The sequence below is a fragment of the Streptomyces klenkii genome (assembly GCF_003626645.1).
Lineage (GTDB): Bacteria > Actinomycetota > Actinomycetes > Streptomycetales > Streptomycetaceae > Streptomyces > Streptomyces klenkii.
On record NZ_RBAM01000009.1, the window covers coordinates 252,679 to 276,022 of the forward strand.

Annotated in this window: 23 protein-coding genes and 1 pseudogene; 5 read left to right on the top strand and 19 right to left on the bottom strand. The window is 73.3% G+C overall.

Going from position 1 to position 23,344, the window contains the following annotated elements:
- Positions 1-107 precede the first annotated feature (107 nt).
- Positions 108-662, bottom strand: a complete 555-nt coding sequence (locus tag D7231_RS22890) for an RICIN domain-containing protein (protein ID WP_147449780.1) — start codon at positions 660-662, stop codon at positions 108-110.
- A 200-nt stretch (positions 663-862) separates the two neighbouring features.
- Between D7231_RS22890 and D7231_RS22895 the strand changes: the two genes are divergently transcribed.
- Positions 863-1,621, top strand: a complete 759-nt coding sequence (locus tag D7231_RS22895; RefSeq protein WP_120757381.1) for an SDR family oxidoreductase — start codon at positions 863-865, stop codon at positions 1,619-1,621.
- A 59-nt stretch (positions 1,622-1,680) separates the two neighbouring features.
- Here D7231_RS22895 and D7231_RS22900 read toward each other — a convergent pair whose 3' ends face one another.
- From D7231_RS22900 to D7231_RS22915, 4 genes are all read right to left on the bottom strand, one after another.
- Positions 1,681-2,070 (bottom strand): VOC family protein, encoded by a 390-nt coding sequence (locus D7231_RS22900; RefSeq protein WP_120757505.1) that lies wholly within the window; start codon positions 2,068-2,070, stop codon positions 1,681-1,683.
- Between the two features lie 186 nt (positions 2,071-2,256).
- The gene (locus D7231_RS22905; RefSeq protein ID WP_120757382.1) at positions 2,257-2,886 is read right to left on the bottom strand and encodes an MBL fold metallo-hydrolase; all 630 of its coding nucleotides are present in this window, start codon (positions 2,884-2,886) and stop codon (positions 2,257-2,259) included.
- Positions 2,883-3,968 carry an S-(hydroxymethyl)mycothiol dehydrogenase gene (locus D7231_RS22910; RefSeq protein ID WP_120757383.1) on the bottom strand — a complete coding sequence of 362 codons (1,086 nt, stop codon included), beginning with the start codon at positions 3,966-3,968 and terminating at the stop codon, positions 2,883-2,885. Before D7231_RS22910 ends, D7231_RS22905 begins: the two co-directional genes overlap by 4 nt.
- A gap of 115 nt (positions 3,969-4,083) precedes the next feature.
- Positions 4,084-4,965: a LysR family transcriptional regulator gene (locus D7231_RS22915; RefSeq protein ID WP_120757384.1), complete on the bottom strand. Its 882-nt coding sequence runs from the start codon at positions 4,963-4,965 to the stop codon at positions 4,084-4,086.
- 312 nt (positions 4,966-5,277) lie between these two features.
- Between D7231_RS22915 and D7231_RS22920 the strand changes: the two genes are divergently transcribed.
- Positions 5,278-5,829: a hypothetical protein gene (locus D7231_RS22920; RefSeq protein ID WP_120757385.1), complete on the top strand. Its 552-nt coding sequence runs from the start codon at positions 5,278-5,280 to the stop codon at positions 5,827-5,829.
- 88 nt (positions 5,830-5,917) lie between these two features.
- Here D7231_RS22920 and D7231_RS22925 read toward each other — a convergent pair whose 3' ends face one another.
- The 3 genes from D7231_RS22925 to D7231_RS22930 are packed head-to-tail and all read right to left on the bottom strand — an operon-like array spanning position 5,918 to position 8,097.
- Positions 5,918-6,661 carry a dienelactone hydrolase family protein gene (locus D7231_RS22925; protein ID WP_120757386.1) on the bottom strand — a complete coding sequence of 248 codons (744 nt, stop codon included), beginning with the start codon at positions 6,659-6,661 and terminating at the stop codon, positions 5,918-5,920.
- Between the two features lie 39 nt (positions 6,662-6,700).
- Positions 6,701-6,940 (bottom strand): DUF6372 family protein, encoded by a 240-nt coding sequence (locus tag D7231_RS36245; protein WP_147449781.1) that lies wholly within the window; start codon positions 6,938-6,940, stop codon positions 6,701-6,703.
- Between the two features lie 38 nt (positions 6,941-6,978).
- Positions 6,979-8,097 carry a GNAT family N-acetyltransferase gene (locus D7231_RS22930; protein ID WP_120757387.1) on the bottom strand — a complete coding sequence of 373 codons (1,119 nt, stop codon included), beginning with the start codon at positions 8,095-8,097 and terminating at the stop codon, positions 6,979-6,981.
- Positions 8,098-8,347: 250 nt separating this feature from the next.
- On the opposite strand from D7231_RS22930, the gene D7231_RS22935 reads away from it, so the two are divergent.
- A complete protein-coding gene (locus D7231_RS22935) occupies positions 8,348-8,554 on the top strand; it encodes a cold-shock protein (RefSeq protein WP_120757388.1) in 207 nt (68 codons plus the stop codon).
- A 37-nt stretch (positions 8,555-8,591) separates the two neighbouring features.
- On the opposite strand, the gene D7231_RS22940 is transcribed toward D7231_RS22935, so the two are convergent.
- The 3 genes from D7231_RS22940 to D7231_RS22950 all read right to left on the bottom strand — a co-directional run bounded on the left by D7231_RS22940 (position 8,592) and on the right by D7231_RS22950 (position 13,000).
- Complete coding sequence (locus D7231_RS22940; RefSeq protein WP_120757389.1) at positions 8,592-9,767, bottom strand: MalY/PatB family protein; 1,176 nt, start codon at positions 9,765-9,767, stop codon at positions 8,592-8,594.
- Positions 9,768-9,866: 99 nt separating this feature from the next.
- Positions 9,867-12,251: a glycoside hydrolase family 65 protein gene (locus tag D7231_RS22945; RefSeq protein WP_120757390.1), complete on the bottom strand. Its 2,385-nt coding sequence runs from the start codon at positions 12,249-12,251 to the stop codon at positions 9,867-9,869.
- Positions 12,248-13,000, bottom strand: coding sequence for an HAD family hydrolase (locus D7231_RS22950; RefSeq protein WP_120757391.1), 753 nt, complete (start codon positions 12,998-13,000; stop codon positions 12,248-12,250). Before D7231_RS22950 ends, D7231_RS22945 begins: the two co-directional genes overlap by 4 nt.
- A 149-nt stretch (positions 13,001-13,149) precedes the next feature.
- Between D7231_RS22950 and D7231_RS22955 the strand changes: the two genes are divergently transcribed.
- Both D7231_RS22955 and D7231_RS22960 read left to right on the top strand, forming a co-directional pair.
- Positions 13,150-13,668, top strand: a complete 519-nt coding sequence (locus tag D7231_RS22955) for a hypothetical protein (protein WP_120757392.1) — start codon at positions 13,150-13,152, stop codon at positions 13,666-13,668.
- A gap of 136 nt (positions 13,669-13,804) precedes the next feature.
- A complete protein-coding gene (locus D7231_RS22960) occupies positions 13,805-14,677 on the top strand; it encodes an MOSC domain-containing protein (RefSeq protein WP_120757393.1) in 873 nt (290 codons plus the stop codon).
- Positions 14,678-14,727: 50 nt separating this feature from the next.
- Here the strand turns inward: D7231_RS22960 and D7231_RS22965 are convergent, their stop codons facing one another.
- From D7231_RS22965 to D7231_RS22995, 8 genes and pseudogenes are all read right to left on the bottom strand, one after another.
- Positions 14,728-16,971 (bottom strand): HelD family protein, encoded by a 2,244-nt coding sequence (locus D7231_RS22965; protein ID WP_120757394.1) that lies wholly within the window; start codon positions 16,969-16,971, stop codon positions 14,728-14,730.
- Positions 16,972-17,147: 176 nt separating this feature from the next.
- Entirely contained in the window at positions 17,148-17,261 is a 114-nt protein-coding gene (locus D7231_RS38550) for an MFS transporter small subunit (protein WP_422396747.1), read from the bottom strand.
- The gene (locus D7231_RS22970) at positions 17,258-18,634 is read right to left on the bottom strand and encodes an OFA family MFS transporter (RefSeq protein WP_120757395.1); all 1,377 of its coding nucleotides are present in this window, start codon (positions 18,632-18,634) and stop codon (positions 17,258-17,260) included. The genes D7231_RS38550 and D7231_RS22970 overlap by 4 nt, the downstream gene beginning before the upstream one ends.
- 79 nt (positions 18,635-18,713) lie before the next feature.
- Positions 18,714-19,904, bottom strand: a complete 1,191-nt coding sequence (locus D7231_RS38155) for a thioredoxin family protein (RefSeq protein ID WP_147449782.1) — start codon at positions 19,902-19,904, stop codon at positions 18,714-18,716.
- Positions 19,905-19,965: 61 nt separating this feature from the next.
- Positions 19,966-20,850 (bottom strand): hypothetical protein, encoded by an 885-nt coding sequence (locus D7231_RS22980; protein ID WP_120757397.1) that lies wholly within the window; start codon positions 20,848-20,850, stop codon positions 19,966-19,968.
- Positions 20,847-21,455 (bottom strand): RNA polymerase sigma factor, encoded by a 609-nt coding sequence (locus D7231_RS22985; protein ID WP_241999866.1) that lies wholly within the window; start codon positions 21,453-21,455, stop codon positions 20,847-20,849. The genes D7231_RS22980 and D7231_RS22985 overlap by 4 nt, the downstream gene beginning before the upstream one ends.
- 221 nt (positions 21,456-21,676) lie before the next feature.
- Positions 21,677-22,696 (bottom strand): annotated as a pseudogene (locus D7231_RS22990) (chitinase); the annotation flags it as partial.
- Between the two features lie 199 nt (positions 22,697-22,895).
- On the bottom strand, positions 22,896-23,321 hold the full coding sequence (locus D7231_RS22995; RefSeq protein WP_120757400.1) for a hypothetical protein: 426 nt from the start codon (positions 23,319-23,321) through the stop codon (positions 22,896-22,898).
- Between the last annotated feature and the right edge of the window lie 23 nt (positions 23,322-23,344).

Genomic DNA, 23,344 nt, shown 5'->3' on the forward strand with positions numbered 1-23,344 from the left:
TTCTCCCGCCGGCACCGTCACGAGGTCCCCGTTCCCCGCGCCGGCTAACGCGCCGGCGCCGCAGTACACCCGTTCGCTTCAGGTGGGATCGGCTGGACGGACGGTCCTCACCGGATGTACTTGAGGGTCCACTTCTGGTTCGGCAGGCCCTGGTTGTCGTTGGTCACGACCGGCGACTCGTTCGCGCCGCCCCAGCCGCGGTCGGGTTCGAGGACGCGGCCGAAGAGGTTCGCGATGCGCGCGGGACCGGACTGGGTCGCCGGATCGACGTACCAGAGCTGGTCGACGTTGGAGAAGGAGGAGTCGCAGGTCGACAGCCAGGTCGCCCAGCCGCTCGGGCCCTGCGCGTAGCCCGCGAGGCAGCGGCCGTCTCTGCGGGTCACCATGTGGTACCGGCCCCGGCCGTCGGCGACCAGGTCCCAGAGCTGGTACGCCTCCGTGGTGCAGTTCCACACCCGTGTGCGGTCGTCACCGGCCGGGAAGCCCATGCAGCGGCCCGTGCCCTCGTTCCTGACCTGGAACGGGCCGACGCCCACGGCCGCCTTCACCGGGGCCGCCTCCGCCCGGGACCGCGGTTCGGCAGCCCCGGCACCGGGCGCGGCCAGGGCGAAGGCGGCGGCGAGCGCCGTCACGAGCACGGAGATTCGCTTGCGTGGATTCACGTGTTTCCCCTGTTCGACAGTCCCTGAGGGCTTGGGGGCCCGAGCGCAGGGTCTCGCGAGGCGCCCCGCTCGAAAAGGGTTTTCATCATGCAGCCACCCCTAAGGGCTGCCACGGGAACCGGAGTGCCACCACCGGAATGAAATGATCAACGGCGGGGTTCGGACGGGCAGAGTCCGCGTACCACCGAAAGGCGAACCGCATGACTGACCACCCGTCTCCCGCTCCCGCTCCCGCCCCCGCCACCCCGCTCACCGGCCGCGACGTCGTTGTCGTCGGCGGAGGTTCGGGCATCGGACTGGAGGTCGCGCGGCGTGCCGTCGCCGGCGGCGCGCGTGTCGTGATCGGCGGGCGGAACCCGGAGAAGCTGGCGGCCGCCGCGGACGAGCTGGGAGAGCGGGCGCGCTGGGGCGTGGTCGACACCACCGACAAGGAGTCGCTGGCCGCGTTCTTCGGCGGCATCGACCGCATCGACCACCTGTTCACGCCCGCCGCCTCCTACCAGGTCGGCCCCATGCGGGAGCTGACCGACAGTGAGGCCGAGAGCCCGTTCGTGTCGAAGTTCTGGGGTCAGTACCACGCGGTCAAGCACGCGGCTCCGAAGCTGACCGCGGACGCCTCGGTCGTGCTGATGTCCGGGGCGGCGAGCGTCCGTCCGCCGGCCGCCGCGCCCGCCTACGTGGCTTGCAACGCGGCGATCGAGGGGCTCGGGCGCGGGCTCGCCGTGGAGCTCGCGCCCGTACGCGTCAACGTCGTCTCGCCCGGCACGGTCGACGGCAACCTGTGGGCGCAGCGCCCGGCCGAGGTGCGCGAGGCGAGCTTCGGGCAGTACGGGCGGGACGCGCTGCTGCGCCGGCCCGGCACCGAGGGCGAGGTCGCCGACGCGGTGCTCTTCCTCTTCACGAACACGTTCATGACCGGCTCGACGCTCTACCCGGACGGCGGCTACGCCCTGCGCTGACCGGGAACGGCAGGGGCCCCGGACCGCGCCGGTCCGGGGCCCCTGCCGCTCACGCGGTCCTACGAACCGCTGCCGTACGGGCGGGTGAGCACCTCGAGGTAGTGGCCGGAGGGGTCGGGGAAGTAGACGCCGCGCCCGCCGTCGTTGTGGTTGATCTCGTCCGGGCGGGTGCGGTACGGATCGGCCCAGTAGGGCAGCCCGGCGTCCTTGATCCGCGCGAAGATGCCGTCGAAGGACTCCTCCGGCACCAGGAACGCGTAATGCTGCGGGACGATGTTCCCGGGCTGGTCGCTGGTGGCGAAGTCCAGTGCGACGCCGTTGCCGGTGACGACGGGGACGAACGGCCCCATCTCCGGTGCGACCTCCAGGCCCAGGATGTGCGCCAGGAACTCGGCGGACTCCCGCTTGTCCCGGGAATGAACGATGGTGTGATTCAGCTCGACTGACACGATCAATGCCTCCACAGGCATCTCCCGGACACCGGCCCCGCTCCCACCCGGATGGTGAGAACGACCGGTGCCCGGTATCGACCATAAGTGGCCGTCCTGCGGGATGTCATGAGGCTTCCGACCTACTCCGGGGCTTACTCCGGGGCCTACGCCGGGAGGTCCGCCTCAATGCCCGCAGTGTCCGCCTCAGTGCCCGCGCGCGATCCACTCCGGCAGGGCGGGCGCCTCGCCGCCGACCGTCGTGTTCTCCCCGTGCCCCGTGCGCACCACGGTCTCGGCCGGCAGCGACAGCAGCCGTTCCCGGATCGAGTCGACGATGGTCGGGAAGTCGGAGAAGGACCGGCCGGTCGCGCCCGGTCCGCCGTGGAAGAGGGTGTCGCCGGTGAACACCGTGCCGAGCTCCGGCGCGTACAGGCAGACGCCGCCCGGGGAGTGGCCGGGCGTGTGCAGCACCGTCAGCGCGGTGCCCGCGACGGTCAGCACCTGGCCGTCCGCCAGCTCCCCGTCGGGGGCCGTGCCGGGGTGGGTCTGCTCCCACAGTTCGCGGTCGGCCGGGTGGAGGAGCACGGGCGCGCCCGTGCGCGTCGCGAGTTCCGGTGCGGCGTCGATGTGGTCGTTGTGCGCGTGGGTGCAGACGATCGCGGTCAGCCGGCGGCCGCCGACGGCCTTCTCGATCGCGTCCGCGTCGTGGGCGGCATCGATGACGAGGACCTCCTCATCGTCGCCCACGAGCCACACGTTGTTCTCGACGTCCCAGACGCCGCCGTCGAGCGCGAACAGGCCCGACGTGACGAGGTGTTCGATGCGGGCGGTCACAGCAGCACCACCGAGCGCAGCACCTCGCCCTTCTCCATCCGGTGGAAGGCCTCTTCGACGTCGTCCAGCGCGATGGTCTCGCTGACGAACGCGTCGAGGTCGAGGCGGCCCTGGAGGTAGAGGTCGATCAGCATGGGGAAGTCGCGGGAGGGCAGGCAGTCGCCGTACCACGACGACTTCAGCGCGCCGCCGCGCCCGAAGACGTCCAGCAGCGGCAGCTCCAGCTTCATCTCCGGGGTGGGCACGCCCACCATGACCACGGTCCCGGCCAGGTCGCGGGCGTAGAACGCCTGGCGGTAGGTCTCCGGGCGGCCGACCGCGTCGATGACGACGTCGGCGCCGAAGCCGCCGGTCAGCGAGCGGATCGCCTCGACGGCGTCGACCGAGGAGGAGTTGACGGTGTGGGTGGCGCCCAGGCCCTTGGCCTGCTCCAGCTTGGCGTCGGAGAGGTCCACCGCGATGATCTTCGCGGCGCCGGCCAGCCGGGCTCCGGCGACCGCGGCGTTGCCGACGCCGCCGCAGCCGATGACCGCGACGGAGTCGCCCCGGCCCACGGCGCCGGTGTTGATCGCGGCGCCCAGGCCGGCCATCACGCCGCAGCCCAGCAGCCCGGCGGCGGCCGGCGACGCGGCCGGGTCGACCTTGGTGCACTGCCCGGCGGCCACCAGGGTCTTCTCGGCGAAGGCCCCGATGCCCAGCGCGGGCGAGAGCTCCGTGCCGTCGGTCAGCGTCATCTTCTGCTTGGCGTTGTGCGTGTTGAAGCAGTACCACGGGCGGCCGCGCAGACATGCCCGGCACTGCCCGCACACGGCGCGCCAGTTGAGGATGACGAAGTCGCCCGGAGCCACTTCGGTCACTCCGTCACCGACCGACTCGACCACACCCGCGGCCTCGTGGCCGAGGAGGAACGGGAACTCGTCGTTGATTCCGCCTTCCCGGTAGTGCAGATCGGTGTGGCACACCCCGCACGCCTGGATCTTCACGACGGCCTCGCCCGGCCCGGGATCCGGGACGAGGATCGTCTCGACCCGTACCGGATCGCCCTTGCCTCGGGCGATGACACCGCGTACTTCTTGCGCCATGGGGGTGCTGCCTTTCTCGGTGGTCGGATCTCTGCGTCGGACCGTCCTCCACTCTGCGCGCGAATCCGTGCGGTGTCCAACATCCCTTCCCGATCACATTCAGCAGTCCTGACGATCAATCATCCTGTTGATCGATCATGGCCAGCAGGGCCCGGGCGGCGGCCGCCGGCTGACCCGCCGCCGGCACGGCCACGGCCACCTTCCACCGCGTGGGCCCCGCCAGCGGTACGGAGCTGAGCCCGCGCGCCTGCTCCTTGAGCGTCACCGGGCGCGGCACGACCGCCGCGCCCAGGCCGCGCGAGACCAGGTCGAGCAGCGTGTAGACGTCGTTGACCTGGAGGGCGACCTTCCGCGCCACGCCCGCGTCGGCGAACGCGAGGTCCGCGGCCCGGCGCGCGCCCCAGTCCGGGTGGAGGTCCACGAACACCTCGCCGGCCAGCCGCGCCGCGGGCACCGGCCCGCCGGTCCCCGCCAGCGGGTGGTCCGCCCGGCAGAGCAGCATCAGCGGCTCCTCCGCGACCCGCCGCAGCCGCACGCCCTCGTGCAGCCCCTCGTGCACCACGAACGCCACGTCGAGCTCCCCGCGCCGCACCTGCTCCAGCAGCCGCCCGGAACCCGCCTGCTCCATGTGCACCTCCACCTGCGGGTGGCGCGCGTGGAAGGAGGCCAGCAGCGCGGCGGCGTCGACCGTGCCCATGCACTGCTCGGTGCCCACCGCCAGCGTGCCGCCCATCAGCCCCTGCACCGCGGCGACGGCCTCCCGGGCGGCCGCGGCGCAGGCCAGCGTCCGGCGCGCCTCCACCAGCAGCGCCCGCCCGGCGTCCGTGAGCCCCACCCGCCGCGTCGTACGGAAGAACAGCTCGGCGCCCAGCTCCCGCTCCAGCGCCCGGACCGAGGCCGACACCCCGGACTGGGCGACGCGCAGCCGCTCGGCCGCGTGCGTGAAGTGCTGCTCCTCGGCGACCGCCACGAAGTGCTCAAGGTGTCGGAGTTCCATGATTCAGCATCGTAAGTGCTGGATGAGAAAACCTTCCCGCGCACCGGGAACCATCCGGCCCCGCCGTGGCGTCTCTCCCCGCGGACGGATTCGCCCCTGGCCGATACGGGGCCTTCCGGCAGCGTGAGTCGGCCAGCCGACCCCCCTGTCACACCCGCCCCGGGGGTACTTCCCGGCCAACTACGTCACTGGCGGAACCGCCGCCTCCCGGCCTGTACCTGGCCAGGAGGGCCCGGCGGCCGCTCAAACCATGGCCAATCCTCTACCCGTGGTGCAGTCAGGACGCGCGGTGTCTGTCTAGTCTCCCTCGCCATGCGCAGACACACGTTCGGACGCCTCGGGCTGTCCGCCACCCTCGCCTCTGTCGTCGCCCTGATGGGCATGGCCCCGTCGGCCTCCGCCGCGGACACCCCGCCGATGACGGTCACGTCCGACAAGGCGTCCGCCTCGCCGGGCGACACGGTCACGATCACCCTCAAGTTCACCAACGACCAGACCACGAACACCCAGTTCGTGTACCAGTCGATCCAGCCGACGTGGAACACCTCGCAGGACCCCGCGCTCAAGTACGCGTTCGCCTCCTGCACGGGTGACGTGACCCGCTGTGACGTCACGGGCAAGCAGAGCGGCTCGATGAACTACAACGTGCCGGTCCTCCCCGGCGCCAGCCGCACCGTGACCCTGAAGTACACCGTCGCCGCGGACTCGGCGTGCGGCCCGAGCCGGCGCATCGAGTTCTACACCTACCTGTACTACGAGTACCAGGGCGGCCAGGCCAAGAAGGACGGCGTCAACTCCATCGGCACGGACATCGCCTGCAAGACGACGCCGGCCCCGGAGAGGGCTGCCCGCGCCGGGCACTGACCCACGCTGGACCACCGCAGCACCACGCCGTAGGTCCGGCCCGGCCAGGAGCGCGCCCTGGCCGGGCCCGGTCCACCCGGCCCCGTCCCTAGGCCGGGTCCGCGGCCAAGTGCTTGCCGAAGAACGCCTCGATCCGCTGCCAGGCGTCCGCCGCGGCAGCCGGCTCGGGCCCGATGCCCATGACGGCGCGCATGACCGGCCGCAGCACGGGCGGCACGTTGTCGGCCTCGTTGAAGAATGAGTGCCCGGCATCCGGGTAGAGCTTGACGTCGTGCTCGACGCCGGCGCGCTCCAGCGCCGTCCTGACCGTGGCCGCGTAGCCGCGGAAGGCCCGGTCCTTGGCGCCGTAGCTGGCGATCACCGGGCACGCGCCCTTCATCGCCGCGTCCGCGTCCGAGGGCGCCCGGCCGTAGTTGGCCGCCGCCGCGTCGAACCGCCCCTGCCCGGCCAGTACGAGGGCGAAGCCGCCGCCCATGCAGAAGCCGATCACCCCGACCTTGCCCGTGCAGCCGGGGTCGGCCAGCAGCCACTGCCGGGCCGCCTCGATGTCGCCGTACACCCGGCCGCGGCCGGAGAGGGCGGACCGCATCGTCGGCACCAGGCAGCGGTACGGGGAGCGGCCGTGGTAGAGGTCGGGCATCAGCGCCAGGTACCCCGCCTCGGCCATCCGCTTGTTGAGCCTCTTGTTGACCGCGTCCGCGCCCGACGCCTCGAAGAGGACGACCACCCCCGGCCGCGGCCCGTCCCCCGGAGGCCGCGCGAGGAAGCCCCGGAGCCCGGGAAGGCCGCCGTGCCGGGCACTGAACTCGGAGAGGTCAACGTGTTCGGTCATTCCTGAACGGTACGTCAACTCCGGCCCGTGTAAACGGGTTTATGCGCGGTGGTGCCAGCGCGGCGACGCCGCGTCGTAGCAGGCCTCGCACACGGGGAACGACACGCTGCCCAGGGCGGGGACCCGGAGGGTCAGGGCCAGGTCCGGATAGGCCTCGTCCGAGCAGATGTGCAGCATGCCGTGGTGCGCCAGGGTGCATACGCAGTGGCACGGCTCGATCTGCTCCGCCGAGCCCGTCGCAGGTGCGGGTGCCCGTTTCAGACTCCCGAAAACTGGCATACAGGAATTTTATCCTGAACCTCCCATTTCAGCTCGTCTCAGACCGTCCACGACGGCCTTCCCCAGGCCGACGGCGACTCCGGCACCGGCCCGTCCGCCTCGGGCGCCGGGTCCGGGAGGTCCAGCGCCCGGGCCGCGAGGCCCTCGCGCGCCAGGTCGCGCGCCCGGCCCCCCGCGGTGACGGCCACCGTCCACAGCGGCTCCAGCCGTGCGCCGCGCCGCGACTTGGCCCGGGACGTGCCGATGCCGAGGTGCACGGCGCGGGCCCCCAGCTCGTGCGCCAGCCGCAGCGGCTCGTAGAACATCAGGCCGAAGTAGCAGCCGCGCGTGCCGGGCCGGGTCTCGTCCACGCCGATCAGCCGCACCCACAGCACGTCGCGGTAGTGGAAGACCAGGTGGCAGCCGACCGTGCGGCCCGCCAGCCGGGCCCGTACGACGTACGCGCCGGGGAGCTCGGCGCAGCGGGCCAGATAGCGGGAGAAGCGCCCGCCGGGCCGGTCGTAGACCGTGCCGTACATGCGCTCGTGCAGCACCAGCAGATCGCTGATCTCGTCGTCGAGGCCGGTCAGCGGGCGGGTGGAGAAGGCGACGCCCGCCATGGTGTAGCGCCGCAGGTCGTCCTTGACCTGGCTGCGGTGGGTCTTCTCCAGGCCGGCGAGATAGCCGTCGAAGCCGGTGCCGGGCACGTCCAGCCAGGCGTCCCACGCGATCAGGCCCGCCGGGTGGCCCTCGGCCTCGAAGGCGGCCGCGGGCCCGCTCGGCAAGTACGGCAGGAGGGCGGCGCCGGGCGGGGGCTCCCGGTCCTCCGCGGCGAGCAGGCCCTCGGCGACCTCGGCGGCCGGCAGCCGCTCCGGTCCGTAGCGGAGTTCGTTGAGATAGCCGGTGCGCGGCCCGGCGACGACGCAGCTCTCGGCCGGGAGCCGCTCGTCGAGGAGGAACCCCGGGCGGTAGCGCCCGGACTGCACGGCCGGGCCGGCGGTGACCGGGGCGAGGGCCGCCGCGCGCTCCCGCGCGCACATCAGCAGCCAGCGGTACCGGTGTCCGTGCTCCCGCAGCAGCTCCAGCCAGGAGTCGCTGCTGTACAGGCCGCGCGCCGGGGCCATGGGATGGCGCGCGGTCGCTTCCGGCAGTGATGCGTACGCGTACGAGCCGATCACGTGGTCCTTTCCGCCGCCTCGCGGTCACGGACACCGACGAATATAGCGGTGCCGTGCCGCCAAATGGGGGCAAACGAGGATGGGTGACGGGAAGCGGCGGCTTTCCCTCCGAAGGGGTGAAGAGGGGAGGACGGAGGGCATCTCCGCCCGCACGGCGGGGAAAGGTGAGGGACCGGGCCGGCCGTCGCCGGTCACGGCCGGTGCGCCGATCCCGTCGCGCCGCGCGAGAAGGACGAAGGACTGGAAGCACATGGCAACAGGCACGGTGAAGTGGTTCAACGCGGATAAGGGCTTCGGCTTCATCACGCAGGACGACGGCGGCCCGGACGTGTTCGTCCACTTCTCCGCCATCCAGACGCAGGGGTTCAAGGAACTGCACGAGGATGACAAGGTCGAATACGACGTCACGCAGGGCCCCAAGGGGCCCCAGGCGGAGAACGTCACGGTCCAGCGGTGAGCGTCCGGCGGTGAGGCCGTAACCACCCCCGGCAGCCCTACGGCAGGGCCGCCGCCATCCTGCGCACCCCCTCGGTGAGCAGCTCCGGCGACGTGGCGAAGTTCAGCCGCACGTGCCCCGCCCCTCCGGTGCGGAACGGCAGCCCGCCGGTCAGCGCGACCCGGCCGCGCTCCAGGAACACCGCGGCCGGGTCGTCCCCCAGTCCGAGCGCCCGGCAGTCCAGCCACGCCAGGTACGTGCCCTCCGGGCGCAGGTAGCGGACCCCGGGCAGGTGACGCTCCAGCAGCTCGCCCAGCAGCCGCCGGTTCTCGTCCAGCCCCGCCAGGACGGCGTCGAGCCACTCGCCGCCGTCCCGCAGCGCCGCGGTGTGGGCGAGGACCCCGAAGTGGCTGGGGCCGTGGCCGACGATCTCGGGCAGCCGCGCCAGGTCGTCCGCGGCGCCGGGGCCGGCGACGGCGACGGCCGCCTTGAGCCCGGCCAGGTTCCAGGCCTTCGACGCGGAGAGCAGGGCGAAGGCGTCCTCCGCGCCGGGCACCGACAGGTACGGCACGTACTCCGCGCCCGGCAGCACCAGCGGGGCGTGGATCTCGTCGGCCACGACCCGTATGCCGTACGCGCTCGCCAGCTCCGCCACCGCCGCCAGCTCCGCGCGCGTGTGCACGGTGCCGGTCGGGTTGTGTGGGTTGCACAGCAGGTACGCGGCCCGCCGCCCGCCCGCCGCGGCCTGCCGGAACGCCGCTTCCAGGGCTGCGGTGTCGAGCCGCCCGCCGGGGCCCAGCGGGGCCTCGACCACGCGCCGGTCCTCGTGCTCCAGGAAGCCGAAGAACGGCGGGTACACGGGCGGGTTGACGACGACGGCGTCGCCCGCCCCGGTCACCAGCTTCAGCATCTCGACCGAGCCGCGCATCACGTCCGCGACGGTCGCCGTGCGCTCGACGGCCACGCCGTCCCAGCCCCAGCGCTTCCTGGCGAAGGCGTCCAGCGCCTGCGCGTAGCCCGTCCCGGAGTCGTAGCCCGTGTCGCCGAGGGCGACGGCTTCGGTGAGCGCGCGCGCCACCGGCGCGGCGGGCATCACGTCCATCTCGGCCACCCACAGCGGCAGGACGTCCGGCGGGTAGGCGCGCCACTTCGCGCTCGTACGGCGCCGCAGATCGGCGAGGGAGAGCCTGCGCAGGGGGTTCGTCCCGTCATCGGGCACGTGGTCGTATGACATGCAGGTCATTGTGCGAACGCGGGTGCGGGGCCGGTAGAGGGACGTCCGGACCGATTCGCGGAGAGCCGTCCGGGGCGAGCCGGCGCAGCAGCCGCGCGCTCACGTCTCCGCCGCCCCGCCCTCGTGGTGGCCCGGCGCCCAGCTCCGGTGAGCCGGCTGCCGGCCCGCGGGCTGCCCCACCGCCGGGGGCTCGGGGACGTGCGGCACCTTGCGGGTCACCACCGCGCCCTGCTTCAGCGTCACCTGCTCGCCGTAGTGCTCGATGTCCAGCGTGTCGCCGTCCACGAGCTCGTACGTGGCCGTGAGCCCGGTGATCTCGACCCGCAGCCGGCGCTGGAGCACCTGCACCGTGAACGCGAGCCGGCCCAGCTGCTCCGGGAGCTTCGGCGCGAAGCCGACCGAGCCGTCGAAGTGGCGCAGCCCGCCGAAGCCCGCGACGAGGGCGATCCACGTGCCCGCGAGCGAGGCGATGTGCAGGCCGTCGCGCGTGTTGCTCTCCAGGTCGGACAGGTCCATCATCGCGGCCTCGCCGAGGTAGTCGTACGCCAGCCGCAGCTGGCCCACCTCGGCGGCCATGACGGCCTGGACGCACGCCGACAGGGAGGAGTCGCGCACCGTCAGCGGCTCGTAGTAGGCGAAGTTGCGGGCCTTCTCCTGCTCGGTGAAGGCGTCCCCGCGCAGGTACATGGCCATGACCAGGTCCGCCTGCTTGATGACCTGCTTGCGGTAGATGTCGAAGTAGGGGAAGTGCAGCATCAGCGGGTACTGGTCGGGGCGGGTGCCGACGAAGTCCCACAGCTGGTGGCCCGTGAAGCCGTTGGACTGCTCGTGGACGCCGAGCACCTCGTTGAACGGCAGGTTCATCCGGTCCGCGGCGTCCCGCCACTCGGCCGTCTCCTCGTCGTCCACCCCGAAGCCCCCGGCCAGGTCCGGATGGCGCTCGGCGGCGTCCGCCGCGGCCCGCAGGTTCTGCTGGGCCATCAGGTTCGTGTAGACGTTGTCGTCGGCGATGGCGCTGTACTCGTCCGGGCCCGTCACCCCGTCGATGTGGAACCGCCCCTGGTGGTCGTGGTGGCCCAGGGAGCGCCACAGCCGCGCCGTGTGGATCAGCAGCTCCAGGCCGACCTCCCGCTCGAAGGTCACGTCGCCCGTGGCGTGGAGGTAGCGCACCACGGCGTCCGCGATGTCCGCGTTGACGTGGAACGCGGCCGTGCCGGCCGGCCAGTACGCCGAGCACTCGTCGCCGTTGAGGGTCCGCCAGGGGAACGCCGCCCCCTTCAGCCCCAGCTGCTGGGCGCGGTTGAGCGCGGCCGGCAGGGTGGCGTGGCGCCAGCGCAGCGGCTGCGCGGCCGCCAGCGGGGCGGTGCACGTGAGCACCGGCAGGACGAACGTCTCGGTGTCCCAGAAGCTGTGCCCGTCGTAGCCCGGGCCGGTCAGCCCCTTGGCGGCGATGGCCCGGCACTCCGCGCGGGCCCCCGCCTGGAGCACGTGGAACAGCGCGAACCGCACGGCCTGCTGGATCTCGGCGTCGCCGTCGACCTCCACGTCCGCGCGCTCCCAGAACTCCCGCAGGAACTGCTCCTGCTCGGCGCGCAGCCCCTCCCAGCCGGTGCTGGTCGCGCCCGCCAGCGCCGCGTCCACCTGGTCGTGCATCGCCGGCAGGGAGCGGGCGCCCGACCAGCCGTAGGCGACGGTCTTCTCCAGCCGCAGCCGCTGCCCGGGCCGCAGCACGGACGTGACGGTGAACCGGCTCAGGTCGTCATTGCTCTTCGCGTACGTGCGCGTGCTCTCGGGGCCGTCCACGGTGTGGACGGCGGCGGTCGCGATCCGCAGCCGGCTGCGCTGGGTGCGGTGCACCAGGCGCAGCACGCCCTCCTCGGCCGAGTGCTCCTCCGCCACCAGCGGCGACTCCAGCACGGCCGCCACCCGCGGGTCCCCGCCGGCGCTGGGCAGCTGCTCGTTGGCCACGAGCTCCGACTGGAGGACGATGCGCGCGTCGCCGTCGAGCGGCTCGACCTCGTAGGCGATGGCGGCGACCGCCCGCTGGGTGAAGGACACGAGCCGCGTCGAGCGCACCCGGACCGTGCGGCCCGAGGGCGAGGTCCACTCGACGGTGCGCTCCAGCAGGCCGGTGCGGAAGTCCAGCACCCGCTCGTGGTGGACGAGCCGCCCGTAGCGCAGGTCGAAGGGCTCGTCGTCGACGAGCAGCCGGATCACCTTGCCGTTGGTGACGTCGATGACGGTCTGCCCGGACTCCGGATAGCCGTAGCCGGCCTCGGCGTACGGCAGCGGCCGCAGCTCGTACACCCCGTTCAGGTACGCGCCCGGCAGGCCGTGCGGCTCGCCCTCGTCCAGATTGCCGCGCCAGCCGATGTGGCCGTTGGCGAGGGCGAAGACCGACTCGCTCTGCGGCAGCACCTCCAGATTGAGCTCGGTCTCGCGCAGGCACCAGGGCTCGACGGCATAGGCCGGATGGGTGATCACGTGTGTTCGCCCGCCTCTCCCAGCAGTTGCTCCAGGTCCTGGACCACCACGTCCGCGCCGTGGCTGCGCAGGGCGTCGGCCTGGCCGACGCGGTCGACGCCGACGACGTAGCCGAAGGAGCCCGCCCGGCCCGCCTCCATGCCCGCCAGCGCGTCCTCGAAGACCGCCGCCCGCCCCGGCTCCGCACCGAGCTCCCGGGCCGCCTCCAGGAAGGTGTCCGGGTGCGGCTTGCCGGGCAGCTTGCGCTCGGCCGCGACCACGCCGTCGATCCGCACCTCGAACAGGTCGTCGATGCCCGCGGCGACGAGCACGTCGTGGCAGTTGGCGCTGGAGGAGACGACGGCCCGGCGCAGCCCGGCGGCGCGGGCCGCGTGCACGTAGCGCACCGAGCCCTCGTACGCCTCCACGCCCATCTCCTTGATCTTCGCCAGGACGATCGCGTTCTTGCGCGTGCCGAGGCCCTGGACGGTGTCCCGCTCCGGCGGGTCGTCCGGGGCCCCCTCGGGCAGGCGGATACCCCGCGAGGCGAGGAACGAACGCACGCCGTCCGCCCGGGGCATGCCGTCCACGTAGCGGTCGTAGTCCTCCACCGCGTCGAAGGGGCGGAAGCCCGCGCCGTCCCGCGCCTTCAGGAAGGCGTCGAACATCTCCTTCCAGGCGGCCGCGTGCACCGTCGCCGTCCGGGTCAGCACCCCGTCGAGATCGAACAGACATGCGCGAATGGACCCGGGCAGGCCGAGGCTCGTCATGCGGCCATGATGCCCCGCCGGGCGAGCGTGCGCCCGGCGCATACACTCGCTTGCGCCCGTCGCCCACCAGCCGCCCCGTCCACCCAACGGCCGCGTACGCCCGGGCAGGGGCGTGCGGAGTGCTCCGTTCGGACCCGTAAAGTGATCAAATGACCCATCCTGTTGATGCTGTCGATGCCGCCGCGGTCGCCCTGGGCGAGCGCGTCTGGATGCCCCATGACGACGAGCTGGCCCTCGGCCGGACGTTCCTCTCCCACCGCGACGCGCTGGAGCCGCGCCTGCTGCCGGACATGCCGCGCAGCGCCGACCCGCAGGGGTGGATCACCCAGCACGTGCTGTGGCTGGAGGACGTGGCGGCCCTCGCCGAGAACCTCCGCAACCAGTGGTACAGCCACCTGCCGACCAGTCACATGACGGCCCTGATCTCGGCCTACGCCGAGCACGCCCGTGCCGTGACCCCGCTCGCCGCCCACCTGCGCGACGCCTGGGCGGCCGAGTCGCCCACGCCCCGCACGCAGGAGCAGGTCACGTGGTGGGAGGACTGGCACCTCCCGCCCGCCCAGCGGCAGCAGCTCGACGCGCTGACCCACCGCCTGATCGTCATCGGCTCGGTGGTCGTCGCGGCGGTCACGGGGGCGTGGCACGGGGAGCCGGCGCAGGAGGTCTGACGGCCCCGGGGGCGGCGGCGTGCGGGGCCCGGGCCGTCAGCCGCACGCCGCCGTGGGGTGGATCACTTCGGGACCAATGATCTCGCCCCGTCAGAACCGGTGTTCTAATCTGGCCGCCGAGTGAAGGAGGCGGCGCGTGGCCGACGTCGTAGAGCTGATCTGCTACCCCGTCAAGGGATGCGCGGGCACGCCGGCGGGCGACGCGTTCCTCACGCCGGCGGGTCTCACCCACGACCGCAGCTTCATGGTCATCAGCGAGGACGGGGTCTACCGCACTCAGCGCCGCCACCCCCGCCTCGCCCTGATCCGGCCCGCGGTCAGCGCTGACGGAACCCGGCTCACGCTCGATTCGGCCGACGCCACGGGCCGTTACGGCACGGCGCACGTCGACGTCACGACGTCGGCGCCGCGCCGCGACGTCGACCTCTTCGGCGCCGCCTTCCAGGGCATCGACCAGGGCGACGACGCCGCCACGTGGCTCTCGGACTTCCTCGGCGCCCCCAGCCGCCTGGTCCGCGTGCCGCCGGAGCACGACCGGATCGCCGACGGCCTGACCTCCGGCCCCTCCGGCTACGCCGACAGCAGCGCCGTACACCTGCTGTCCCGGTCCGCGCTCGCCCTCCTCAACCAGCGGATGGCCGAGCGCGGCGCCCCGCCCCTGCCGATGAACCGCTTCCGCCCGAACATCGTCGTCGACAGCGGCCCCGGCCATGACGCAGACGGCGGCGACTGGGCGGCCGTACCGCACGCCGAGGACCGCGCACGGCGCATCAGCATCGGAGGCGCCGAACTGGGCTTCGCCAAGCTCGCGGTGCGCTGCGCGGTCACCCTGGTCGGACAGGAGGCCGGGACACGGCAGGGCCCGGAACCGCTCCGCACGCTCGCGGGCTACCGGCGGGCGCCGAGCGGAGGCGTGGTGTTCGGCACGAAGTTCTCGGTGCTGCGGCCGGGGAAACTGTCCGTCGGTGACGAGGTGGTCGTCCGGGAGTGGGCGGACACCGAAGGGTGAGAGCCCCGATGACCGCCACGGGGCGGCCATCGGGACCTCGGCTCATCGGCTCACGAAGCCGCCGGGACGGCCTGCGGCAGGGCCCGCAAACCCTCCGGCAGCGCCCCCGTGTGGATGACCGCGAGTGACTGGGTCGCGCGGGTGAGGGCGACGTAGAGGTCGCTCACGGTGAATTCCGCCGGCTCCGCCACGACCACCGCGTCGAACTCCAGGCCCTTGGCCTGCCGGGGGTCCAGCAGGACGACCGGCCGGGTCAGGTCCGGCGCCGGACCGTACGAGGCGTCAGGGAGCGCGGCGGACAGGGCGGCGTGGTGCGCCCGCGGGGCGATCACGGCCAGGCGGCCGTCCTGCGGCAGTTCCCGGGCCACGGCCGCGGCGACCGCGCCCGGCAGGTCCTCGGCATGCTGCGCCCAGGGGCGCACGTCCGTGGAGCGGATGGACCTCGGCGGCTCGAACGACGGGTCCGCGGTGCGCAGCACGTCCGCCGCGACCGTCATGATCTCGGCGGGCGTGCGGTAGTTGACGCCGAGCCGCACGTGTTCCCAGCGGTCCCCGACGTACGGCTCCAGGATCGGGGCCCACGCGCCGCAGCCGCCCGGCTCGGAGGTCTGCGCCGGGTCGCCCACCAGCGTCATGGAGCGGGCCGGGCACCGGCGCATCAGCAGCCGCCACGCCATCGGGGACAGCTCCTGCGCCTCGTCCACGATGATGTGGCCGAACGCCCAGGTGCGGTCCGCTGCGGCGCGTTCGGCGGCGCTGCGGTGGTCCTCCTCCTCGTGCCGCTCCGCGAGCCGCTCGGCGTCGACGAGGTCGTGCGCGGCCAGCACCTCCGAATCGTCGTCCTCGCGGTCCTCGAACTCCTGGGTGCGCGAGCCGTACGACAGGTCGAGCACGCCCTGGGCGTACGCGATCCGCCGCTGCCGCTCGGCCTCGGCGGCGGCGCGGGCGGCCGAGTCGTCCTCGCCGAGCAGTTCGGCGGCCTCGTCGAGGAGCGGGACGTCCGCCGGGGTCCACGGGCCGCCCGTGCGCCGGATCGCCCCGGCGTCCGCGGCGGGCAGGTGGGCGGGCTCGGCGAGGAAGTCCGCCACCAGCTGACGGGGCGTGAGCTGCGGCCACAGCTCGTCGATGGCCGCGTGCACCTCGCGGCTGGCCGCGACGCCCTTGCCGAGCTGGGCGATGTCGTCCGGGCCGAGGAAGTTCGGCCCGCCGTACGGGTCCGCGCCTATGCGGTCGGCGAGCTGCCGGGTGAGCGCGTCGATGACGTGGAAGGCGAAGTACGGGCGGGCGAGGTTGTGCGGCAGCTTCGTCGCGCGGGCGTGGTGGCGCGCGTCGGACGCGATGTCCGCGTCCAGCAGCAGTTCCCCGTCCTCGTGGTCGATCACGAGCGCGGGGCCGGGCAGGACCTGCCGGTCACGGACGTACGCGGCCAGGGCGTCCGCCATGGCGGCGGCGCCCTTGACCGCGGCGGCCCGCGGCGTGTCGGTCCCGGTCGCCGTCACGCCGGGGAAGAGCTCGCCGGGCGTGGCGAGCAGCACGCCCGTCTCGCCGAGCGAGGGCAGCACCTCGCCGATGTAGCCGAGGAAGGCGGGGTTCGGGCCCAAGATGAGGACGGCGCGCCGGGACAGCTGCTCGCGGTGGGCGTACAGCAGATAGGCGGCGCGGTGCAGGGCGACGACGGTCTTGCCGGTGCCCGGCCCGCCCTCGACGACGAGGACGCCGCGCTGCGGGGCGCGGATGATGCGGTCCTGCTCGGCCTGGATGGTCTGCACGATGTCGTGCATCCGGCCGGTGCGTGCCGCGTCGAGCGCGGAGAGCAGCACGGCGTCCGCGTCGGAGCCCTCGTGCCCGGTGCGCTCGGTGTCGGTGAGGTCGAGGATCTCGTCGTGCAGGGCGGTGACCCGGCGGCCCTCGGTGGTGATGTGGCGCCTGCGGCGCAGCCCCATGGGGGTGTGCCCGGTGGCGAGGTAGAACGGGCGGGCGACCTCGGCCCGCCAGTCGATGACGAGCGGGGTGCGCTCTGCGTTATCGGCGGCATCGCGCCGGATGCCGATGCGGCCGATGTGGTGGTCGCGGCCGTCGCGGAACGCGAGCCGGCCGAAGCACAGGCCGCGCTCGCCGGCGTTGAAGGCGGAGAGGAGCCCGGACTGCTCGGCCACCATGACGTCGCGTTCCAGCCGCGCCTGGAAGGTGCTGCCTGCCTGGGCCAGGGCCTCGGCCACCGCCGTCTCGGCACCGGCACGCAGTTCCGCGAGCCGCTCGTGGAGCAGATCGATGAATTCTTGCTCGTTGCGCATGTCCGCGATTGACAATTCAGCTCCCGCCGGGATATGATGGCCTCATAAAGCTTCTCCTTGCCTTGCGTTGAACAGGGCAAGGAAACCCTCAATATACGCAGAGAAATCCCCCGGACGTCAATACGTCCGGGGGATTTCTCATGCTCCGGCGGAGTCCTGCCGAATTACCGGCCCGCTCACCCGGTGAACAATTGCCGAAGCCGTAGGGTGAGTTCGTACACTCCGTACGCGAAAGGCGCTGCCACCCACAGCCAGCTCGCCACGAGCACCACCTTGCGGACAGGGGTCACGAGCCCGCTCCCTTCTCCGGTACGGCCGCCGCGGGCCGCTCGTCCCCGCCGTCGCCGGCCGGCTCGTGGTGGCGCGGGTGCACCGGCCGTACGAGCTCGTTGGCGGCGAAGCCCACGGCCAGCAGCCCGATCATGACGAGGAACGACGTGGTGTAGAGGCCGGGGCCCGTCCGGCCCGCGGACTTCCCGGCGTCGGCGACCGCGTTGACGATGAGCGGCCCGAGCACCCCGGCCGTGGACCAGGCCGTCAGCAGCCGGCCGTGGATCGCACCGACCTGGTACGTGCCGAACAGGTCCTTCAGATAGGCGGGCACGGTCGCGAACCCGCCGCCGTAGAACGACAGCACCACCGCCGCGCACGCGATGAACAACGGCTTCGCGGAATCGCCCGCGAGTGCGAGCAGGAGGTACATCAGCGCACCCGCCCCGAGATACAGCCGGTAGATGTTCTTCCGCCCCACGGCGTCGGAGACGGAGGACCACACGATCCGGCCGAGCATATTGGCGAGCGAGAGCAGACCGACGAAGCCCGCGGCGGCGGCCGGGCCGACGGGGGAGGAGGAGTCCGCGAAGAAGTCCGTGATCATCGGGGCGGCCTTTTCCAGAATGCCGATGCCCGCGGTGACATTCGTGCACAGGACCACCCACAGACACCAGAACTGCGGTGTGCGCAGGGCGTTGCGCGCCGACACCTGCCCCGTCGTGACGAACCCGCGGGCCGGCGCTCCCGCCGCGCGTGCGGGCACCGCCCCCGGCGGGGCTTCGGGCGGCACCCGGACCAGCAGCACGCCGAGCGTCATGAAGACGGCGTACGCACCGCCCATCACCAGGAACGTCCGGGCGATCCCCGGCGCGTCCGCGCCGAAGGCCGACAGCAGCTCCGCCGACCACGGCGAGGCGATGAGGGCGCCGCCGCCGAAGCCCATGATGGCGATGCCCGTGGCCATGCCCGGACGGTCGGGGAACCACTTGATGAGTGTGGACACCGGAGAGATGTAGCCGATGCCCAGCCCCGTGCCGCCGATGAGGCCGTAGCCCGCCACCACGAGCCAGTACTCGCGCGTGGCCGCCCCCAGAGCGGCCACCAGGAAGCCGGACGAGAAGCACACGGCCGACACGGCCATCGCCCAGCGCGGGCCCTTGCGCTCCACGAGCGTGCCGCCGAACGCGGCCGACAGGCCGAGCATCACGATCGCCACCTGGAACGGCAGCGCCGAAGCCGTACCGGACAGGCCCAGCGAGGACTCCAGCGGCGGCTTGAACACGCTCCAGGCGTAGGCCTGGCCGATGGCCAGGTGGATGGACAGCGCGGCGGGCGGGACCAGCCAGCGGCTCCACCCCGGCGGTGCGACGACACCGGATCGGGCAGGCATGCCCGGACGCTACAGCGCCCGGCGGCTTCCGGACAGACCACGCGCACCCCCGGGGTCGGCGGGCGGTGACCGCCGGCGCCTAGCGGGCGGTGCCTCCCGGTACCCCGGCCGTGGCGAGCCACTCCTCGATCCGCCGGCGCGTGGCGGCGCCGCTGAAGCGGAAGACCTCGCGGCCGTCCCGCAGCAGCAGCACGGTGGGGACGCCCAGGACGGCGAACCGCTCCTGCGCCCACGCGGCCCGGTCGACGTCGACCTTCACACCGGTCAGGGCGGCTCCGCGGGCCTCGACCACGTCCTCCAGGACGGGCGTGAGGAAGGCGCAGGGGCCGCACCACGGAGCCGTCAGGCCGACGAGTACGGGCACGGGCCCGGCCAGCAGCCGCTCCAGCTCGTCCTCCTCCACGACCTCGCGCAGGACACCGCGCTCCTCCGGGGGCTCGTCCCCGCCCATGTCGTCTTCGTCTTCGCTCTCGTCTTCGCCGTCGCCCTGACCCTCCTGACCGGCTTGATCGGCCTCCGCGGCCGCACCGGCGAAGAGGGCCGCGTACTCGGGCGGCGCGGCGATCCCGTTGACACAGAGCCCCGCGGCCAGCAGCCGCTCCAGCACGCCCGGGTCGAGCGCGTGCCCGGGCCGCTCGGCCACCGACACCTCGGCCACCCGCGGGAGGTGCGCGAGCACGGCGCCGGCCAGGGTGTGATCCACGGGCATGCCCTCGAAGGTGAGGGACGTGAGGTGCGGCGCCTCCGAGAGGGCGCGGAGGTGCTCCGGCCGGAAGGCCGTCGCCTCACTGAGGACCAGGGAGTCGAGGGAGGCGGCCGTCCGCGACCCGGCGAGCGCGGCCAGCCCCGCGCCGGTGAACCGCGGGGACTCCAGGACGAGGTCGGCCAGTTCGGGCATGCCGCCGAGCGCGGCGACCCCCTCGTCGGTGAAGTCGCCCGCCAGCACGAGCGTCCGGAGCGCCCGCTGCCCCGCGATCGCCCGGACCATGGCGTCCGTCGCCCCGGACAGGTCGGCGACGACGAACGCGTCGGAAGGCAACTGTGCGAGGGCGGCGGCGAGGGCGTCCCTGTCGAGCTCGCCGGGAGCCTCTCCGGCGCCGTCCGCATCCGCCGCGCCCGTCGCGTCCACCACGTACACGAGCCGGGAGCCGGACGACAGCGCCACCGGGCCGCGCGCGTCCAGCTCCACGGGCTCCCCGCCGCCCTCCGCGTAGCGGACGAGGGTGCCGGGGATGCCCTGCTCCGGGAACTCGATCACACGTGCGCTCATGCCCCCATGCTAGGCGCGGCCCGGTGCCGCGGAGCCGGCCGGCCGCCGCGGTCCGTACGGCTCAGGCCGGTGTCCCCGCGCAGTCCTCCAGCTTCGCGGCGAGGTACGGCGCGGGCCGGGGGACCGTGCCGTAGTCGGCGTCGCTGTGCGCCTCCAGTTTCCCCACGGCGTCGGTGAGACGGGCCGTGACCGCCCGCCACCACCGCTCGTCGGGCGAGGGCGCGGCGGGCGCGCCCTGGCCGGCGGGCCGGTCCGGGCCCCCCTCGCGCTCCTCGTGCTCCTCCCAGAAGAAGCGGGCCGAGGACTCGACGACGCCGTAGCGGCTCGGCCGCCGGTCGCCGCGGATGGGGGTGGGCGGCGTGCCGAGGATCCGGTCGCCGTCCTGCGCGTACAGCGCGGCCGCCTGTTGCAGCCACCACTGCGCGGCCTGCCGCTCGCTGTGCTCCAGGTGGTGCAGGTACAGGCAGCGGGCCGCCGTCGCGGAGCCGGCGCCGGCGGCGAACCGCCACCAGAACGCCGCGCCTTCGTGGCGCCCGGCGAGGTGCAGCAGGCAGGCGAAGGCCAGCGCGCCGCCCGGCTCGATCGCCGGGTCGTCGACCAGCCGGGCCATCGCGGCGACCGCGGAGCGGTCGTGGACGACGCGGGCCGAGAGCGAGCTCAGCTCCGTGGCCGCCCGCTCGTGCAGGGCGGTGCGCCGGGCCGCGCCCAGAGGCGGGGCGGCGGGGACCCCGCGGCCGGCGCGGTCGTGGTCGTGACGGATGCTCTGGGCGCGGCGGTCCATGGCATCGGCCCGGTTCCACACGACGCGGCCGGCGATCCGCGCGAGGGCGGCCTGCTCGTTGTAGCCGTCGAACGGGCCGGGCGGCACGGCGGCTTCCGCGAGCACCCGGTCGACGGCGGCCGGCCGGTCGCTTCCCTGGCCGTGTCCCTGGCGCATGTGGTTCATGCCTCCTCTTCTCCTTCCGGGGCTTCCGGGGTCCATGCGATCTCCAGATCGTGGGCCAGGCGCCGCCTTGCCCCCCGGACGTGCGAGCGCACCGTGGCGGGTGTGATGCCCATGATCGCGGCGACGCGGTGCGCGGGATAGCCGAGCACGTAGCGCAGCAGGACGACGTCGTACTGGCGGTCGGGGAGCCGGTTGATGGCCCCGTACACCCCGAGCCGCGACTCCAGCACGTCCAGCACTTCTAGGCGCGCCCGGCTGGCCTCCCGGACCGCCGCGAACGCCGCCGTCTCGACGAGTGCCGTGGCGCCGCGGCGCCTGGCCGCCAGCAGCTTGGTGATCTTCTCCTTGAGGGCGGCCAGGGCGTACGCGGCGGGGTTCGGGTGCCGCCGCACCTCGCCCCAGGCCAGCGCCAGCTGGGAGAAGACCTCCTCCACGACCCACTCGGCGTCCGGCTCGCTGTCCAGCTGGAGGTGGGCGTAGCGGAGGTAGGGCCGGTGGAGGAGCGAGAAGAAGGCGACGAAGTCGGCCGGCAGGGCCTCCGACAGGTCCTCCCGCAACGCCGGCCAGGGCCCGGGCGGCCGACCATCGCATGCTTGTACCCGCACCTGAACGTCCTCTCGCCGCATGGATGGTGCCGTCCCTTCGGCACCCGAGGGCCACAGAGCCCTCACCCATCAGTCAAGCGAAACGGAGTCCCCGGCGTGCAGGCCGATCTTCCGAATGTCGTGCGGAAGGGATGTGCGGTGGCGGGCGCGCGCCCCCGGCGCGGGAGGAGGGGCGTCCGGCCTGCCTTCGCGCCCTTCCTGACGCACTGTCAGGTTCGGTTCGTGAACGGCGCGAACGTCCGGCTGAAGGCCCACGCGTCCTGTTCGATTCCCGAGCAGAAATCGGACCCCTTCGTCCCGGGGCAGCCGCCGTTGTCCCGTTGCAGCGCCCAGAACGAGAGGGTGTTGATGCCCTGGGAGACCGCCCAGTCGCGGACGCGGACCGCGTCCTGCACGGTGAACGTCTCGGCCGGGCCGTAGTCGTCGATGCCCGGCATCTCGGTGACGCCGGTCATCGCCCACAGCTCCGCCTGCGACTTCGCCGGATAGAGCCGCGCGAGCCGGGCGTGCAGGCCGTTCGCGGCGCTGATCGTGTCCGCGGCCATGTCGTGCGCGGCACCGTCGTAGTAGTCGAACGTCATGATGTTGACGACGTCGACGCGGGCGCCGTTCGTGACGGCGTTGCGCAGCACCGCCAGCCCGCTGTCGGCCGGGCCCTGGGGCGTCGTCGGCAGCGTGTACGAGAACTCCACGGTGCGGCCGGTGCTCGCGGCCCAGTCCTGCACCAGTTTGACGGCCTTGTTGCGGCGGTCGATGCCAGCGGTGTTCGTCAGGGAGTTGTCCTCGATGTCGAGGTCGATGCGGGTGATGCCGTACGTGGTGACGACGTTCTCGAAGGCGGCGGCGATCCGGGCGGGGTCGGGGCAGCTGTCCGCCAGCTCCGTCCCGCCGTTGTCGGCGGCGTATCCGCCGAAGGAGGGAATGACGTCGCCGCCGCGGGCGCGGATGGCGGCGATGTCGGTGCCGAAGACGGATGCGGAGACGGGCTTGCCGGTGTCGCCGTTCCAGTAGGGCGTGCAGGAGCCCGGCGCCTCGGTCTGGAGGAACGCCATGGTCAGGTACCCGGCTCCGGACTGCGCGGAGAGGTCCGCCGGGCTCCCCGGGGTGTAGGTCTCGAAGTAGGGCGCGAAGACGTGCGGCGGCAGGGGCGCCGCGGCGGCGCCGGCGGTGCCGCTCCCGCCCAGGACGAGCCCGGTGGCCGTGACCGCTGAGGCAAGCGAGGTCAGGAGGGCGTGGCGCATGCGGCGTGTGCCGTGTGTGCGGCTTCGGCGTATGTGACGTGTTCGGTGGACGCGGTGTCGTCTCACGGAAGCTCCCGATGGTCCGGACGGGGCCGGACGCGCGCGAGGGGTGGGGGACCGGTTGCGCGCTGAACATCGTTGGACTGGACCAGAGTTGCGTCAAGGCTTCCGGCAGGACTCGTTCCGGTGGCTTCCGGGGCTAGTGGATGCGGACCATCCGCACGGCGGAGCTGCGCACCACGTCCGGGTGCGCGTCCCCCGGCGCGTCGAGGCCGTAGAGGACGCCCCGGAGCTGGAGCGCGCCGCGGCGCCGGGCCCGTACCAGCGTCTCGACGGTCGCGCCGTCGCCCGAGGCCACGGTCCGGCCGCAGCCCACCGTGCGCCAGGTGCCCGCGCCGAGGGTGCGTTCCTGGACGCAGGCGCGCAGGTACCGCGCGGCGTCGTCATCACCGTCCCCGCTGATGTGCAGGGCCTGGCCGGTGCGGAGGGGGCGCCCGGGAGCGGTGATCTCCATCGCCCCCTTGGCGGCCGCGGGGACGGAGAGGAAGAGGGACACGGTGGCGGCGGTGAGAAGCGCTGCCGCGGCGGCGGCGCGGGGGAGGCGGCGCTTGGGGACGAGTGTCATGGCCCACCCTTCTGCGGTTCCGG

Coding starts and splice junctions, on each gene's coding strand:
- D7231_RS22950 (WP_120757391.1), bottom strand. CDS start 13,000: ATGACGAGCCTCGGCCTGCCCGGGTCCATTCGCGCATGTCTGTTCGAT.
- D7231_RS38155 (WP_147449782.1), bottom strand. CDS start 19,904: ATGAGCGCACGTGTGATCGAGTTCCCGGAGCAGGGCATCCCCGGCACC.
- D7231_RS22980 (WP_120757397.1), bottom strand. CDS start 20,850: ATGAACCACATGCGCCAGGGACACGGCCAGGGAAGCGACCGGCCGGCC.
- D7231_RS22920 (WP_120757385.1), top strand. CDS start 5,278: ATGCGCAGACACACGTTCGGACGCCTCGGGCTGTCCGCCACCCTCGCC.
- D7231_RS22955 (WP_120757392.1), top strand. CDS start 13,150: ATGACCCATCCTGTTGATGCTGTCGATGCCGCCGCGGTCGCCCTGGGC.
- D7231_RS22895 (WP_120757381.1), top strand. CDS start 863: ATGACTGACCACCCGTCTCCCGCTCCCGCTCCCGCCCCCGCCACCCCG.
- D7231_RS22970 (WP_120757395.1), bottom strand. CDS start 18,634: ATGCCTGCCCGATCCGGTGTCGTCGCACCGCCGGGGTGGAGCCGCTGG.
- D7231_RS22925 (WP_120757386.1), bottom strand. CDS start 6,661: ATGACCGAACACGTTGACCTCTCCGAGTTCAGTGCCCGGCACGGCGGC.
- D7231_RS22940 (WP_120757389.1), bottom strand. CDS start 9,767: ATGTCATACGACCACGTGCCCGATGACGGGACGAACCCCCTGCGCAGG.
- D7231_RS22995 (WP_120757400.1), bottom strand. CDS start 23,321: ATGACACTCGTCCCCAAGCGCCGCCTCCCCCGCGCCGCCGCCGCGGCA.
- D7231_RS22965 (WP_120757394.1), bottom strand. CDS start 16,971: ATGCGCAACGAGCAAGAATTCATCGATCTGCTCCACGAGCGGCTCGCG.
- D7231_RS22910 (WP_120757383.1), bottom strand. CDS start 3,968: ATGGCGCAAGAAGTACGCGGTGTCATCGCCCGAGGCAAGGGCGATCCG.
- D7231_RS22935 (WP_120757388.1), top strand. CDS start 8,348: ATGGCAACAGGCACGGTGAAGTGGTTCAACGCGGATAAGGGCTTCGGC.
- D7231_RS36245 (WP_147449781.1), bottom strand. CDS start 6,940: ATGCCAGTTTTCGGGAGTCTGAAACGGGCACCCGCACCTGCGACGGGC.
- D7231_RS22915 (WP_120757384.1), bottom strand. CDS start 4,965: ATGGAACTCCGACACCTTGAGCACTTCGTGGCGGTCGCCGAGGAGCAG.